The organism is Streptomyces sp. ICN903, assembly GCF_022015835.1.
In the GTDB taxonomy this organism is placed as follows: Bacteria; Actinomycetota; Actinomycetes; order Streptomycetales; family Streptomycetaceae; genus Streptomyces; species Streptomyces fenghuangensis.
Genome location: NZ_JAKMAY010000040.1, coordinates 13,583 through 27,711, shown reverse-complemented (window position 1 = coordinate 27,711; position 14,129 = coordinate 13,583). Strand labels below are relative to the sequence as shown.

The 14,129-nt window shown below is 72.0% G+C and carries 14 protein-coding genes; 8 read left to right on the top strand and 6 right to left on the bottom strand.

Annotated elements, in window-relative coordinates; genetic code table 11:
- Positions 1 to 181: 181 nt before the first annotated feature.
- Entirely contained in the window at positions 182 to 1,339 is a 1,158-nt protein-coding gene (locus L7D48_RS06685; RefSeq protein WP_237877975.1) for an acyl-CoA dehydrogenase family protein, read from the top strand.
- Between the two features lie 55 nt (positions 1,340 to 1,394).
- Positions 1,395 to 2,318: an acyl-CoA thioesterase II gene (locus L7D48_RS06680; protein WP_256462518.1), complete on the top strand. Its 924-nt coding sequence runs from the start codon at positions 1,395 to 1,397 to the stop codon at positions 2,316 to 2,318.
- A 34-nt stretch (positions 2,319 to 2,352) separates the two neighbouring features.
- On the opposite strand, the gene L7D48_RS06675 is transcribed toward L7D48_RS06680, so the two are convergent.
- The 3 genes from L7D48_RS06675 to L7D48_RS06665 form a co-directional block, all read right to left on the bottom strand.
- Positions 2,353 to 2,751, bottom strand: coding sequence for a DUF3592 domain-containing protein (locus L7D48_RS06675; RefSeq protein WP_237877974.1), 399 nt, complete (start codon positions 2,749 to 2,751; stop codon positions 2,353 to 2,355).
- A gap of 144 nt (positions 2,752 to 2,895) precedes the next feature.
- Positions 2,896 to 3,309 carry a DUF3592 domain-containing protein gene (locus tag L7D48_RS06670; RefSeq protein WP_237877972.1) on the bottom strand — a complete coding sequence of 138 codons (414 nt, stop codon included), beginning with the start codon at positions 3,307 to 3,309 and terminating at the stop codon, positions 2,896 to 2,898.
- A 226-nt stretch (positions 3,310 to 3,535) separates the two neighbouring features.
- Complete coding sequence (locus L7D48_RS06665) at positions 3,536 to 4,330, bottom strand: phosphatase (protein ID WP_237877971.1); 795 nt, start codon at positions 4,328 to 4,330, stop codon at positions 3,536 to 3,538.
- 191 nt (positions 4,331 to 4,521) lie between these two features.
- Between L7D48_RS06665 and speB the strand changes: the two genes are divergently transcribed.
- Positions 4,522 to 5,490 (top strand): agmatinase, encoded by a 969-nt coding sequence (gene speB, locus L7D48_RS06660; protein ID WP_237877969.1) that lies wholly within the window; start codon positions 4,522 to 4,524, stop codon positions 5,488 to 5,490.
- Positions 5,491 to 5,518: 28 nt separating this feature from the next.
- Here speB and L7D48_RS06655 read toward each other — a convergent pair whose 3' ends face one another.
- Positions 5,519 to 5,671 carry a hypothetical protein gene (locus tag L7D48_RS06655; protein WP_237877967.1) on the bottom strand — a complete coding sequence of 51 codons (153 nt, stop codon included), beginning with the start codon at positions 5,669 to 5,671 and terminating at the stop codon, positions 5,519 to 5,521.
- Positions 5,671 to 6,132, bottom strand: a complete 462-nt coding sequence (locus L7D48_RS06650) for an ATP-binding protein (protein WP_237877966.1) — start codon at positions 6,130 to 6,132, stop codon at positions 5,671 to 5,673. Before L7D48_RS06650 ends, L7D48_RS06655 begins: the two co-directional genes overlap by 1 nt.
- 261 nt (positions 6,133 to 6,393) lie before the next feature.
- Here L7D48_RS06650 and L7D48_RS06645 point away from each other — a divergent pair, with 261 nt between their 5' ends.
- Entirely contained in the window at positions 6,394 to 7,248 is an 855-nt protein-coding gene (locus L7D48_RS06645; protein WP_237877964.1) for a helix-turn-helix transcriptional regulator, read from the top strand.
- Between the two features lie 11 nt (positions 7,249 to 7,259).
- Positions 7,260 to 7,460: a DUF397 domain-containing protein gene (locus L7D48_RS06640; protein ID WP_237877962.1), complete on the top strand. Its 201-nt coding sequence runs from the start codon at positions 7,260 to 7,262 to the stop codon at positions 7,458 to 7,460.
- Between the two features lie 99 nt (positions 7,461 to 7,559).
- On the opposite strand, the gene L7D48_RS06635 is transcribed toward L7D48_RS06640, so the two are convergent.
- Positions 7,560 to 8,162, bottom strand: a complete 603-nt coding sequence (locus L7D48_RS06635; protein WP_237877961.1) for a TetR/AcrR family transcriptional regulator — start codon at positions 8,160 to 8,162, stop codon at positions 7,560 to 7,562.
- 71 nt (positions 8,163 to 8,233) lie between these two features.
- Between L7D48_RS06635 and L7D48_RS06630 the strand changes: the two genes are divergently transcribed.
- The 3 genes from L7D48_RS06630 (at position 8,234) to L7D48_RS06620 (ending at position 14,112) form a co-directional block, all read left to right on the top strand.
- A complete protein-coding gene (locus tag L7D48_RS06630) occupies positions 8,234 to 9,148 on the top strand; it encodes an oxidoreductase (protein ID WP_237877959.1) in 915 nt (304 codons plus the stop codon).
- Between the two features lie 355 nt (positions 9,149 to 9,503).
- Positions 9,504 to 9,791, top strand: a complete 288-nt coding sequence (locus L7D48_RS06625; RefSeq protein WP_237877958.1) for a hypothetical protein — start codon at positions 9,504 to 9,506, stop codon at positions 9,789 to 9,791.
- 526 nt (positions 9,792 to 10,317) lie between these two features.
- Positions 10,318 to 14,112 (top strand): ABC transporter ATP-binding protein, encoded by a 3,795-nt coding sequence (locus tag L7D48_RS06620; RefSeq protein ID WP_237877976.1) that lies wholly within the window; start codon positions 10,318 to 10,320, stop codon positions 14,110 to 14,112.
- The last annotated feature ends 17 nt before the right edge of the window (positions 14,113 to 14,129 follow it).

The window sequence follows — 14,129 nt, the reverse complement described above, 5'->3', positions numbered from 1 at the left end:
CTGTCCCTGCCGTACCCGCCCCGGGTGACCGCCCGCTTCCCCTCCCGCGCGTATGACACCGCCCACAGCGGCGGACAACCGCCGGAACACCCCTGGACAGCGGATTCGCCCCTTCGGTAACTTGCGTCTGAGCAAGCGCTTAGTTTTTCCGGCTAGTTTTCCGGCCCCAGGAGGCGATGACGTGCGTCGCACGGTGTTCAACGAGGACCACGAGGCGTTCCGCGAGACCATCCGCGACTTCATCGCCGCCGAGGTCGTGCCCCACTACGAGCAGTGGGAGAAGCAGGGCCACGTCCCCCGCGAGCTCTACCTCAAGCTCGGTGAGCTGGGCGTCTTCGGCATCGAGGTGCCCGAGGAGTACGGCGGCGCGGGCGAGACCAGCTTCAAGTACAGCGCCGTCATCTCCGAGGAGACAGCCCGTGCCGGCGTCAGCTTCGGCGGCTCCGGCGTCCACACCGCGCTGTGCCTGCCCTACCTGCTGAAGTACGCCAACGAGGAGCAGAAGCGGCGCTGGCTGCCGCCCTTCGTCACCGGCGAGATGATGACCGCCATCGCCATGACCGAGCCCGGCGCCGGCTCGGACCTGGCCGGCATGAAGACCACCGCGAAGCTCTCCGAGGACGGCACGCACTACATACTCAACGGCGCCAAGACCTTCATCACCGGCGGAGTCCAGGCCGACCGCGTCCTGGTCTGCTGCCGCACCGCCCCGCCGACCCCCGAGGACCGCCGCGGGGGCATCTCCATCCTGGTGGTGGACACCAAAAGCGAGGGCTACGCCGTCGGCCGCAACCTCGACAAGCTGGGCCTGAAGTCCTCCGACACCGCCGAGCTGTCCTTCACCGATGTCAAGGTCCCCGTCGAGGACCTGCTCGGCGAGGAGGGCAAGGCGTTCTCCTACCTCACCCACAACCTCCCGCAGGAGCGCCTCGGCATCGCGGTCGGCGCCTACGCGCAGTCCGCCGCCGCCGTCCGCTTCGCCCAGGAGTACGTCAGGGACCGCACGGTCTTCGGCAAGCCCGTGGCTTCCTTCCAGAACACCAAGTTCGTGCTCGCCGACTGCCAGGCGGACGTGGACGCCATGCAGGCGGTCGTGGACCGTGCGCTGGACGCCCTGGACGCCGGGGAGCTGACCCCCGCCGACGCCGCCTCCGTCAAACTGTTCACCACCGAGACCGCCGCCAAGGTCATCGACAAGTGCCTCCAGCTGCACGGTGGTTACGGCTACATGCGGGAGTACCCGATCTCGCGCCTGTACGCCGACACCCGCGTCACCCGCATCTACGGGGGCACCAGCGAGGTCATGCGGTCCATCGTCGCCAAGTCGATGGGCCTGTGAGCGGCCCGGCGCGAGACGGCCGGGTACGGAACCGAGTAGAGGAAACACCCCTTCCATGAGCGACAACGGCACGGACGGGGGCACCGGCCAGGCGCCCCCGTCCGCCCTGCTGGACCTGGTCGGCCTGCTCGACCTGGAGCGGATCGACCGCGACATCTTCCGCGGCCAGAGCCGCCCGGCGGTCGTCCCCCGGGTCTTCGGCGGGCAGGTGGCCGCGCAGGCGCTCGTCGCGGCCTTCCGCACCGTCCCCGACGACCGGCTCGCGCACTCGCTGCACGCCTACTTCCTGCGCCCCGGCGACCCGGCCGCGCCGATCGTCTACACGGCCGACCGCATCCGCGACGGGCGGTCCTTCACCACCCGCCGGGTCGTCGCCGTCCAGCACGGGCAGCCGATCTTCCACCTGTCGGCCTCCTTCCAGACGTACGAGGACGGGCTGGAGCACCAGGAGCCGATGCCGGCCGCCCCGGACCCGGAGACGCTGCCGAACTCCACCGACCTGCTGCCGCGCCACGCCCATCTGTTCAGCGACCCCGGCGTCGCCGACCGCCTCGCCGAGGCGCGGGCGGCGGTCGACCTGCGCTACGTCACCCAGCCGCCGTACGCGACGGCCGGACAGCCGCGCGAGCCGCGCTCCCAGGTGTGGTTCCGTACGGCCGGCAAGCTCGACGGCGACCTCGACCGGCCGATGCTCCACCTCTGCCTGGCCGCCTACATCTCCGACATGAGCCTGCTGGAGCCCGTCCTGCTCGCCCACGGCCGCGGCGGCTGGACGGTCGGGGACGTGGTGGGCGCGAGCCTGGACCACGCGATGTGGTTCCACCGCCCCTTCCGGGTGGACGAGTGGCTGCTGTACGACCAGTCCAGCCCCACCTCCCAGGCCGGCCGCGGACTCGGCCACGGCCGGATCTTCACCGCCGACGGGCGGCTGGCGATCACGGTGATGCAGGAGGGCGTGGTGCGGGTTCCGCGCGGCTGAGGGCGGTGCCCGGGCCGGTGCGGTGTTTCTGCGGCTAGGAGGCGAACGTCCAGAAGAAGACGAGCGAGAAGAAGGCCGCGAGCCCGGTGCCCACGAAGAACCTGAGCACGTCGAACACGTCCACGATGACCGGCCTGGACTCGCCGTTGACCACTCCCCGGTGCGCCGGGTTCCCGGGACTGTAGGCGACGAGCGCGGTCTCCCCCACCTTCAGCGGGAGGCGGGAAGCGGGAGCGGTGAACGCTTCGCGGCTGCGTCCTTCGGTGTCCTCGTACCGCACCACACCGAACACGCCGCCGTTGACCGTCCACTGGTAGCCGGTGCAGACGCCGACGGTCGTCTCACCGTGCCGCACTCCGTGCCGCTCCCGGACGATGAACACCAGGCGCCGGATTCCACCCTGCAGGAAGTACACGGACAGAGCGGCGGACATCGACCCCAGTAGAAAGAGCACCCTCCGAACCTACCAACGGGCAGGAGGGCTTCGGAGTGGCCTTCCGTGGTGAACCCGGGGTCTCCTCGCGGAGGAGAGCAACCGTCCCGCCGCGGAAGGGCCGCCTCATGACCGGGGTGCCGGTCATGAGGCGGCGAGCATTACCAGCAGTGCCGCCACCAGGACGCCGAAAACGGACTGGATGATGTGGCCGACCCGCGAGTCGACGGACCCGAGGTAGTGAGAACTGTCCACCTTCCGGGGATTGACCGGGTCGTAGACGACCGTGAAGCTCCCGCCAGGTCTCGGCACGGGTGAAGGTGGGTTCACGAGAGCCTCGTACTCCCTCCCGTCCGGCGTCCGGTAGGTGCAGTTGACCCGCGTCACACTGCCCCCTCCCCGGCGGACGCGCTCCAGGCAGACGGCGTCCACGGTCACCCCTCTCCGTCTGAGCCGGGATTCGCGGACCTGCTGAGGAATGAATAGCAGGGCGGTGATCCCGAGCGGAACGGCGAGCGTCGCCGCCAGTCTGAAGAAAAAGGATTCCGTTACCTGCACGTCGAAACCGTCCTTTCCTGGTGAGTGGACCGTGAGATGTCACTGATCGCTCGATCGACCGGGAAGGGCGACGGAGGGCGCGGAAGTGTTCGCAGCCGGCTGTGGTGCTGCCTGTTCCGGTGATGCTCCGGACCGTGTGGGAGAACGGTGGCCGGGGAGGAGCGGGGCGGCTCCTCGCCCGGCCGCGCGGGCTCCTGGCCGGAATCCGGCGCCGCCCGCCGCTGCGCTACGCGGGCGTCAGCCCCGCCGCCTCCAGCAGGTAGGCGGTCATCGGCTCGTAGTAGCGCGGATTGATCACATGGTCGTCCAGGGGGACGGTGACCGCGAGGGTGCCCTCCGCCTCGCCGAGGAAGAGCGCCGGGTCGTTGCAGTCGGCGAAGCCGACCGTGGTGATGCCGTGCTGCGCCGCGCAGCCCGCCCAGCCGTGGTCGGCGAAGACCAGGTCGGGCAGCGGCTCGCCCTCGCGCCGGAGGGCGTCGAGGATCGCGGTCATCGGCTCGGGGGAGTGGGTGTGCCACAGCGTCGCCCCGCGCTCGTGCATCGCGATGTCCGCGAGCTGCACCACCACGCCCTGATCCGCGATCAGCCCCAGCGGCACCCGTACGATCTCGCACCCGGCCAGCCGCAGCGCGTTCGCCACCTTGCTGTGCAGATCGATCAGCGCACCCGGATGGCCGGTGGCGAACAGCACCCGGTGGCCGGCCTCCGCGGCCTTGCGCAGCTCGACCGCCGCCCGGTCCAGGGCGGCCACCGTCAGCTCCGGGTCGATGGTGTCCTGGCCCTGGCGGTGCCCGGGGTCGTCGACGACCCCGCAGCGCTCGGCCATCACCGCCAGCACGTCCTGCTCGTCACCCCAGCGGTCGCCCAGTTCCAGGCCCAGCCAGTAGTGCCGGTCGCCGTTGGCGAGCCGGCGGTAGTGGTCCAGGTTGTTCTCGCGCGGAGTGGCGACGTCCCCGGCGATACGGGTGCGGACGAGGTGGTCGATCAGCGCGGAGCGGGAGGGGGCGGCGGTTATCGGCATGGGTGCATTGTCTCCCGAGGGGGCCCGCCGGGCGATCCGCGTGGGCCCGTGGCGCCCCGCCGTGCATCCGCCGCATCCGCACGGCGCCCCGCCGCACGCGCCGCCCCCTGTACGAGCCGTCCAAAAGAGAGCGGTCGGCTGTCGGATCCGTACATGTCCGCCGGGGCGGGCCCCTGCCTACCCTCGGCCGCATGAGCAGCGATCAGCAGCAGCCCCGCGGACCCGTCGACTCCTCCCGTATCCCGCGCTTCGCGGGCCCGGCGACCTTCGCCCGCCTGCCCCGCCTGGACGAGGTGGGCCGCGCCGACGTCGCCGTCGTCGGGGTGCCCTTCGACTCGGGCGTCTCCTACCGGCCCGGCGCCCGCTTCGGCTCCAACGCCGTCCGCGAGGCCTCCCGCCTGCTGCGCCCCTACAACCCGGCCCAGGACGCCTCGCCCTTCGCGCTCGCCCAGGTCGCCGACGCGGGCGACATCGCCGCCAACCCCTTCGACATCCACGAGGCGGTCGAGACGGTGGAGCAGGCGGCCGGCGAACTGCTGGACACCGGCGCCCGGCTGATGACGCTCGGCGGCGACCACACCATCGCCCTGCCCCTGCTGCGCGCGGTGGCCCGCAGGCACGGCCCCGTCGCCCTGCTCCACTTCGACGCCCACCTGGACACCTGGGACACCTACTTCGGCGCCGAGTACACCCACGGCACGCCCTTCCGGCGCGCGGTGGAGGAGGGCATCCTCGACACCTCCGCCCTCTCCCACGTCGGCACCCGCGGCCCGCTGTACGGCAAGAAGGACCTCACCGACGACGCCAAGATGGGCTTCGGCATCGTCACCTCCGCCGACGTGATGCGGCGCGGCGTGGACGAGGTCGCCGACCAGCTCCGGCAGCGCATCGGCGACCGCCCGCTGTACGTCTCCATCGACATCGACTGCCTCGACCCGGCCCACGCCCCCGGCACCGGCACCCCGGAGGCGGGCGGCATGACCTCCCGCGAACTGCTGGAGATCCTGCGCGGGCTCGCCTCCTGCAACCTGGTCTCGGCCGACGTGGTCGAGGTCGCCCCCGCCTACGACCACGCCGAGATCACCTCGGTGGCCGCCTCCCACACCGCCTACGAGCTGACGACGATCATGTCCCGGCAGATCGCGGCCGGCCGGGCGTAGCGGTAGGCCCGCCCGACTGTCTCCGTGGTCAGCGGCCGTCCGCGCGGTGACCACGGGGGCCGCCGAGGCAGGCTTCGCAGGGCTTGGCGGGCGGCTGCGGCATCAGCGCGCGGGAGAGGACGACGCCGGTGACGGCGACACCGGCGGTGAAGGCCAGCAGGCCGAGGAGCACGGTGCCCATCACGTCGTCCGGCCGGCGCGTGTGCCGCGCAGTTCGAACCACACGCTCTTGCCGGAGGGTTGCAGCCCGCTGTGCCACACCGTTCCCCAGGCGGCGGCGAGTTCCCGGACCAGGAGGAGGCCGCGGCCGTGCTCGGCCTCGGGCGGTACGCCGGCTCCGGGGGACGAGGGGGCGCCCGTGGTGTCGTCGTCCTGGACGGACACCCTGATCCGGTCTCTTCCGACCGTCGCCTCCAGGGTGAGCAGCGGCACCTTCGTGTGGAGGTGGACGTTCGAGACGACCTCGGAGACCAGTAGCCGGGCCGTCTCCGCCAGCGCCGAGTGGCCGCTGGCGTCGAGCAGTCCGGCCACCATGTCACGCGCGACCTTCACGGTCTCCGGGATGTTCGGGGCACGCAGCTCGTAAGTGCGGGCTCGCTGAAGCGCGTTGACGAGCACGGTGGCGGGTGTCGGGTCGGTCATGGTGTGCCCCCTGTGAACGGATACGGTCGCCGCTCGCGCTCGCCACCGTGGCTCTGTCGTCCCCCGAGCACGCCCGTGGACGGGCGCGGACGGACGACCGCACTGCGGATTTACCGACGTGCGTAGCGGTACGGGTACGGACAGTAGGGTACACATGTGTACCGGTACAAGGTTGCAGAGGATCTTCCCTCGTGCGAGTGGCGTCGTGATATAGGTACGCGGCAGGCGCGAAGGCGGCTATGGAAAGGGACTGTTGGAGCCATGCCCCCAAGAGATGCTCCTACCGTCAGACAGATGCGGTTGGGTGCGGAGTTGAGGAAACTCCGGGAGCGGGCGGGCAAGACCGCCCGGGAGGCCGCCGGTTTGCTCGGTGTCGACCACGCGAGGGTGAGCAACATCGAGTCGGGGCGCATGGGGATCAGCGAAGAGCGCATCCGCCGCCTCGCCACCTTCTACGCCTGCATGGACGCCGAGTACGTCGATGCCCTCTGTGCCATCGCGCGGGAGCGGCGCGGAGCGTTCTGGTGGGAGGAGTACCGCGGCGTCCTGCACCCCGCTTTCCTGGACATTGCCGAACTGGAGCACCATGCCGCCTACCTGCGGTCCATCCAGACGCTCTCGATGCCCGGTCTTCTTCAGACGGAGGAGTACGCGCGGACCCTGTTCAGCAGTGTGGTGACGAACCTGCCGGCCGAGGAGATCGAGGCGAGGGTCGAGTACCGGATGAGGCGCCAGGCGATCCTGGACAGAGGCAGTCCCCCACCGCTTGACGTGGTCATCCACGAAGCGGCTCTGCGGATGCGCTTCGGCGGCCGCGAGGTGACCCAGGGGCAGCTTCGGCATCTGCTGGAGGCGTCCGAGCGTCCTGCGGTCACGATCCGGGTCATGCCCTTCAGTAACGAGCGGTTCATCGAGGTGACGCAACCGATCCTCTATGCGGGAGGGATCGTTCCCCAACTGGACACCGTTCAGATGGACACCCATCTGGGTGGAAGCTACTGGGACGCGGAGGCAGAGCTTCAGCGGCACCGGAAGCTACTCGACGTGGCGGAGAGCGTCTCGCTCGGGGAAGAGGAGTCGAGGGACGTCATCCACCGCATCGCGCGAGAACTGTGAGGGAGTTCGGTATGGCCGAAGAACTCGAATGGCAGAAGTCCTCGTTCTCGGGGAACGAGGGCCCCAACTGCGTGGAGGTCGCGCGGCGGGGCGACGACGTGCTCATACGGGAGAGTGACGAGCCGGGGCTCGTCCTCGCCGCGAGCCGGGCGGGCCTGGCCGCGTTCATCGAGGGGATCAAGGCAGGGGAGTTCGACCGCTTCGCGCACTGATCCCTTCGCGCCGAGGGGCGCTGTTCGCCGGCGCCCCTCGGCGCGGCGGTTCCACGGCGGCAGAGGCCCGCACCGGGCATGCCCGCCGCCGGGCGGGGATCAGCGGGGCCTGAGGCCGTGCAGCAGGTGGTGGACCAGGTCATCGGTCATGCCGAGGGCCTCGGCCGGCTCCAGCATGCCGCCCGCCGTGAAGCCGGCGATGCCGTGGAGGGCGGCGCCGGTGAAGAGGGTGAGGCGTTCCGGGTCGGCCTCGACGATCTCGCCGCGCCGCTGGGCGTCCGCGATCACCCGCTCGAAGAAGCCCACCGTCCGGTCGACCCCGGCGGCCATCTGCTCGGCGGCCCCGGGCTCGTGCTTGCGGGCGTACATGAGGGCCAGGAGTTCGGCGTTCCCGGCGGCGAAGGCGAGGTAGGCGCGGGCGAGGGCGGTCAGGCGGGGCTGGAGCGGGAGCGCGGGGTCGTCGGCGCCCTCGAGGGCCCGGGCCAGCCGGTCGTAGCCGGTCAGGGCCAGGGCGTCGAGCAGGGCCTGCTTGTCCTTGAAGTGGCGGCCGGGTGCCGCGTGGCTGACGCCGGTCTCGCGGGCCAGCTCGCGCAGGGACAGGGAGGCGACCCCCTTCTCCCGCAGGGTGCGCTCGGCACTCTCCAGCAGGGCGGCGCGCAGGTCGCCGTGGTGGTAGGGGCGGCTCCGGGACATAGGGGCCATCGTATCCCGATGTTGACACCGGCACCTTTGTAGTCATTGCCATCATTGTTGTCATCGTCTACTTTGAGGTCATGGCAACCGACCAGAGCAAGCGATGGAATGCCGCCTCCCTGCCCGACCTCGCCGGCCGCACGGCCGTCGTCACGGGCGCCAACAGCGGCATCGGACTCACCACGGCGGACGCGCTGGCCCGCGCGGGCGCGCATGTGGTGTTCGCCGTACGGGACGTGGAGCGGGGTATCGCGGCGGCGGCGACGGTGAACGGCAGCACGGAGGTGCGCCGCCTGGACCTGGCGGACCTGCCCTCCGTGCGCGGTTTCGCGGAGGACTGGCAGGGCCGCCCCCTGGACCTGCTGATCAACAACGCCGGCGTGATGATGATCCCGCGACGGCGCACGCGGGACGGCTTCGAGACGCAGTTCGGCACGAACCACCTCGGCCACTTCGCGCTGACGAACCTGCTCCTGCCCCACGTCACCGGCCGCGTCGTCACGCTGGCCTCCGCCGCGCACCGCTGGGGTGGCGCGACGATCCGGTTCGACGACCCGAACCTGGAGGCGGGCTACTCCCCGCGCGGCGCCTACGCCCAGTCCAAGCTGGCGAACCTCCTGTTCACCCTGGAGCTCCAGCGCCGTCTGACGGAGTCGGGCTCCCCGGTCCGCGCCCTGGCCGCCCACCCCGGATACGCGGCCACCAACCTCCAGAGTCATGCGGCCAGCCCCCTGGCCCGCACCGTCATGCGGTTCGGCAACAGGTTCCTCGCCCAGGACGACCGGGCCGGCGCCCTGCCGACCCTGTACGCGGCGACGGCGGACCTGCCCGGCGCGAGCTACGTCGGCCCGGACGGTGTGGCGGAGGCGCGGGGCGGGCCGACGCTGGTGGGGCGCAGCGCGGCGGCGAGCGACCCGGTGGCGGCGCGGCGGCTGTGGGCGATGTCGGAGGAGATGACGGGGGTCGGCTTTCCGGTGGTGCCCGCGGGGCGCTGAGGGGTGCGCCCGGCCGGGCGGGGGCGGTCGCGGCGGTTATTGCGGCTGCAATCGCTTTCAGAAGCGTGCTCGCGGGGCGCCGCCGCGTGGGTTTCGCCGGCCCGGACCCCCTGCTTTTCGGTCACGTTTGGAACGTTGCGTATCCGGACGTATGCACAGCGTTTCGAGACCCGCGAAAGCGATCGATCACAATGTCGCTGGTGATCGGCGCAGTGGTCCTGTACCCCCGGGGGTTACTGCAGGCTACTCATTTAATACGCAACGTTACTCGAAATGATCGTCGAAGGTGCATCCGGCGCCGCTTCCCGACAGACTCACGTTCGCTATCCGTTACACCCCGACGGAAGGACGCGTCATGCGGAACGCGGTGAAGTGCGCCCTGGTGAGCGGCCTGCTGGCCGCGGGCACGCTCGCCCCGCTGTGCGGCGCGGCGCTCGCGGCGCCGGCGCCCCACGCGCCCTCGGCGCTGGTGCTCGCCGCCGCGCCGGAGCGCACGGGGGAGGCAGGCGGCGCGGGCGCGCCGGCCTGCGCCCCCGAGGGGTCCGGGAGCGCCGGAGGGTCCGGGAGCCGTTCCGCGCCGGAGATCCTCTGCGCGTGGCCGGACGGTGCGAAGGGAGACGGCGCGGAGGTGTTCGCCATCTGACGAAACCTTCCGGCGGAAACCGGGGTCCGCACCACTTGGGACCCCACTGAAACGGCCGGTCGCCGTGCACGCCCCGGACAGGCGGCGCGAGCGGTCCGGCGGGCCTCGCGGTCACCTCCTCACCGCGGGGCGGGCCGATCGAGCGGACGGGCGGAGAGCCGGTCCTGTGGGGGGTGCTGGCACGCACCGCCCGTCGACGCCGCGGCCCCACCAAGGGCGCGGTCCGGAGAGAATGCCTGGCTCTCCGGGCCGCGCCCCCTTTTCGTCCACAGCTCCTCACCGACGGGGCCGACGCGGTCCCCGCCACCGGAGAGCGGTCCTCCTTCCCTCCAGCGGGATGAAATACGGTCGCCCGCGCGTTGGTCCACTGGTGCAGTGGACACACAGGGCGACACACGGTCGCACACGGCGACGCAGAGCCAGCGGGAGGTAACCGGAAGTGGCGGGTACGCAGGCGGGGGAGACCGGGAAAGCCGGGGACACGGGGGAGGCGGAGGAAGCGCGGCGGCCGGGCTGGGCACGGCGGCTGACCGCGTACTGCTGGCGCTACCGCCGCAACGTGCTGCTGTCGCTGGGCGCCTCGCTCGCCGGTATGGCCGTGATGGCGCTCGTCCCCCTGGTCACCAAGGTGATCATCGACGACATCGTCATAGGCGGCGGAGGCGGGCTCGGCCTGTGGATCGGGCTGCTGGTCGCCGCCGCGGTCGCGGTCTACGGGCTGACGTACGTGCGCCGCTACTACGGCGGCAGACTCGCGCTCGACGTCCAGCACGACCTGCGCACCGAGATGTACGGCTCCATCGCCCGCCTCGACGGGCGGCGGCAGGACGAGCTGTCCACCGGCCAGGTCGTCGGACGCGGCACCAGCGACCTCCAGCTCATCCAGGGCCTGCTGTTCATGACGCCGATGATGATCGGCAACATCCTGCTCTTCGTCATCTCGCTGGTCGTGATGGTCTCGCTCTCGCCACTGCTGACGCTGGTGGCGCTGGCCGTCGCGCCGGCCCTGACGTTCATCGCCAGGCGCAGCCGCGACCGGCTCTTCCCCGCCAGCTGGTACGCCCAGGCCCAGGCCGGCGCCGTGGCGGGCGTGGTGGACGGGGCCGTCAGCGGTGTGCGCGTGGTCAAGGGCTTCGGCCAGGAGGAGCAGGAGACCGGCAAACTGCGCTCGGCCGGCCGCGAGCTGTTCGCCGCCCGGCTGCGCACGGTGAAGCTGAACGCGCGCTACACCCCCGCGCTGCAGGCCGTACCCGCCCTCGGCCAGGTCGCGATGCTCGCCTTCGGCGGCTGGATGGCCACCCGCGGCCAGATCACCCTGGGCACCTTCGTCGCCTTCTCCACCTACCTCGCCCAGCTCGTCGGGCCGGTGCGGATGCTGACCATGATGCTGACGGTCGGCCAGCAGGCGCGGGCGGGCGTCGAGCGCGTCCTGGAGCTGATCGACACCGAACCGGCCATCCGCGAGAGCGAGAACGCCCGCGAGCTGCCGCCCGACGCCCCCGCCACCGTCGAGTTCGACCGCGTCGGCTTCTCCTACGACACCGGACCCGACGCGCGGCCGGTGCTGGAGGACTTCTCGCTGAGCATCTCGCCCGGCGAGACCGTCGCCGTCGTCGGCACCTCCGGCAGCGGCAAGTCCACCGTCTCGCTGCTGCTGCCGCGCTTCTACGACGTGACCTCCGGCGCGGTGCGGGTCGGCGGCCACGACGTGCGCGAGCTGACCTCCGCCTCGCTGCGCGCGGCCATCGGCCTGGTGCCCGAGCACAGCTTCCTGTTCTCCGACACCGTCCGCGCCAACATCGCCTACGGCCACCCCGACGCCACCGACGAGCAGGTGCGGGCCGCCGCGCGCGCCGCCCAGGCCGACGGCTTCATCTCCGACCTGCCCGAGGGCTACGACACAGCCGTCGGCGAGCAGGGCCTGACCCTCTCCGGCGGCCAGCGCCAGCGCATCGCCCTGGCCCGCGCCATCCTGTCCGACCCCAGGCTGCTGGTGCTGGACGACGCGACCTCCGCCGTGGACGCCCGGGTGGAGCACGAGATCCACGAGGCGCTGCGCGGGGTGATGGCAGGCCGCACCACCCTGCTGATCGCCCACCGCCGCTCCACCCTCTCCCTGGCCGACCGCATCGCCGTGCTCGACGGCGGGCGGCTGGTGGACGCCGGCACCGACGCCGAGCTCCAGGAGCGCTGCGAGCTGTACCGCAGGCTGCTCAGCGACCCCGACGAACTGGGCGGCGTCGAACGCGACCCGGCCGGGCAGGCCGCCGCGGCCCAAGGCGCTTCCGGGACGGACTCCGAGGCGGGCTCCGGGGACGGCGGGTCCGACGGCCGGGTCGACGGCGTCACCCCCGATCTGTGGATCCGGGAGGGGGATCCGGAGGACACCGCCGGCACCACCCCCGGCGCGCCCACCCCGGCCACCGGCGGAGGGCCGGGCTTCGCGGGGGCCCTGGCCGGGGTCCCGGCCACCCCCGAGATGCTCGACAAGGTCGCCGCCCTGCCCCCGGCCGACGACACCCCCGGTATCGACGAGGAGCGCGCCGCGGCCGCCGAGTCCGCCTACGGGCTGCGGCACCTGCTGCGCGGCTTCCGCGGGCCGCTGCTGCTGAGCCTGCTGCTGGTCGTGATCGACGCGGTCGCCGGGCTGCTGCTGCCGGTCCTGGTGCGGCACGGCATCGACGAGGGCGTCCAGCAGGCGGCGCTCGGGGCGGTCTGGGCCGCCTCCGCGCTGGCGCTGGTCGTCGTCCTGGTGCAGTGGGCCGCGCAGACCGGTGAGACCCGCGCCATCGGCCGCACGGGCGAGCGGATCCTCTACACCCTCCGCGTCAAGATCTTCGCCCAGCTCCAGCGCCTCGGGCTCGACTACTACGAGCGCGAGCTGACCGGGAAGATCATGACCCGGATGACCACCGACGTGGACGCCCTGACGACCTTCCTGCAGACCGGGCTGGTCCAGGCGATCGTCGCGGTGCTGACCTTCTTCGGCATCATGGTCGCCCTCGTCGTCATCGACGCGGGGCTGGCGCTGGTGGTCCTGGCGACCCTGCCGCCGCTGGTGATAGGCACGGTCTTCTTCCGCCGCCAGAGCATCAAGGCGTACGAGCTGGCGCGCGAGCGCGTCAGCGGCGTCAACGCCGCTCTGCAGGAGGGCGTGGCCGGTCTGCGGATCGTGCAGGCGTTCCGCCGCGAGGAGCGCGACGCGCGCCGCTTCGCCGAGCTCAGCGACGGCTACCGCCGGGCACGTGTGCGCGGCCAGTGGCTGATCTCGGTGTACTTCCCCTTCATCCAGTTCCTCGCCTCCCTGGCGACCGCCGCCGTGCTGATCGTCGGGGCGAACCGGGTGGGCGACGGCACGCTGACGGCGGGCGCGCTGGTGGCGTACCTGCTCTACATCGAGCTGTTCTTCGCCCCCGTGCAGCAGCTCTCGCAGGTCTTCGACGGCTACCAGCAGGCGGTCGTCTCCCTGGGCCGCGTCCAGGAGTTGCTGCGCGAGCGGACGACGACGCCGCCGCCGAAGGAGCCGCGCGAGGTGGGCCGGCTGCGCGGCGAGATCGTCTTCGAGGACGTCGCCTTCCGGTACAACGCCGGCGGGGACGGGAGCGGGGCCGGGGAGGGCGGTGAGAACGCGCTGTCCGGCATCGACCTGAAGATCCCCGCCGGGCAGACGGTCGCCTTCGTCGGCGAGACGGGCGCGGGCAAGTCCACGCTGGTCAAGCTGGTGGCCCGGTTCTACGACCCGACCTCGGGCACCGTCCGGGTGGACGGAGTCGACCTGCGCGAGCTGGACCTGGCCGGCTACCGCCACCGGCTCGGGGTGGTGCCGCAGGAGTCGTACCTCTTCCCGGGCACGGTGCGCGACGCCATCGCCTACGGCCGTCCCGACGCCACCGACGCCGAGGTGGAGGCCGCCGCGCGGGCGGTCGGCGCGCACGACATGATCGCCACGCTCTCCGGCGGCTATCTGCACCCGGTCGCCGAGAAGGGGCGCAACCTCTCCGCCGGGCAGCGGCAGCTGATCGCCCTGGCCCGCGCGGAGCTGGTGGGCCCGGACATCCTGCTGCTGGACGAGGCCACCGCGGCCCTGGACCTGGCCACCGAGGCGCTGGTCAACCAGGCCACCGACCGCCTGGCGGGCCGCCGCACCACCCTGGTCGTCGCCCACCGCCTCACCACGGCCGCCCGCGCGGACCGGGTGGTGGTCCTGGACCACGGCCGGGTGGTGGAGGACGGCACCCACGCGGAGCTGCTGGAGCGCGGCGGGCGGTACGCGGAGCTGTGGCGCACCTACGCGGGCGTGCCCGCGGGCGCGGGGGTGTGAGCGAGCCCTTTCACCGA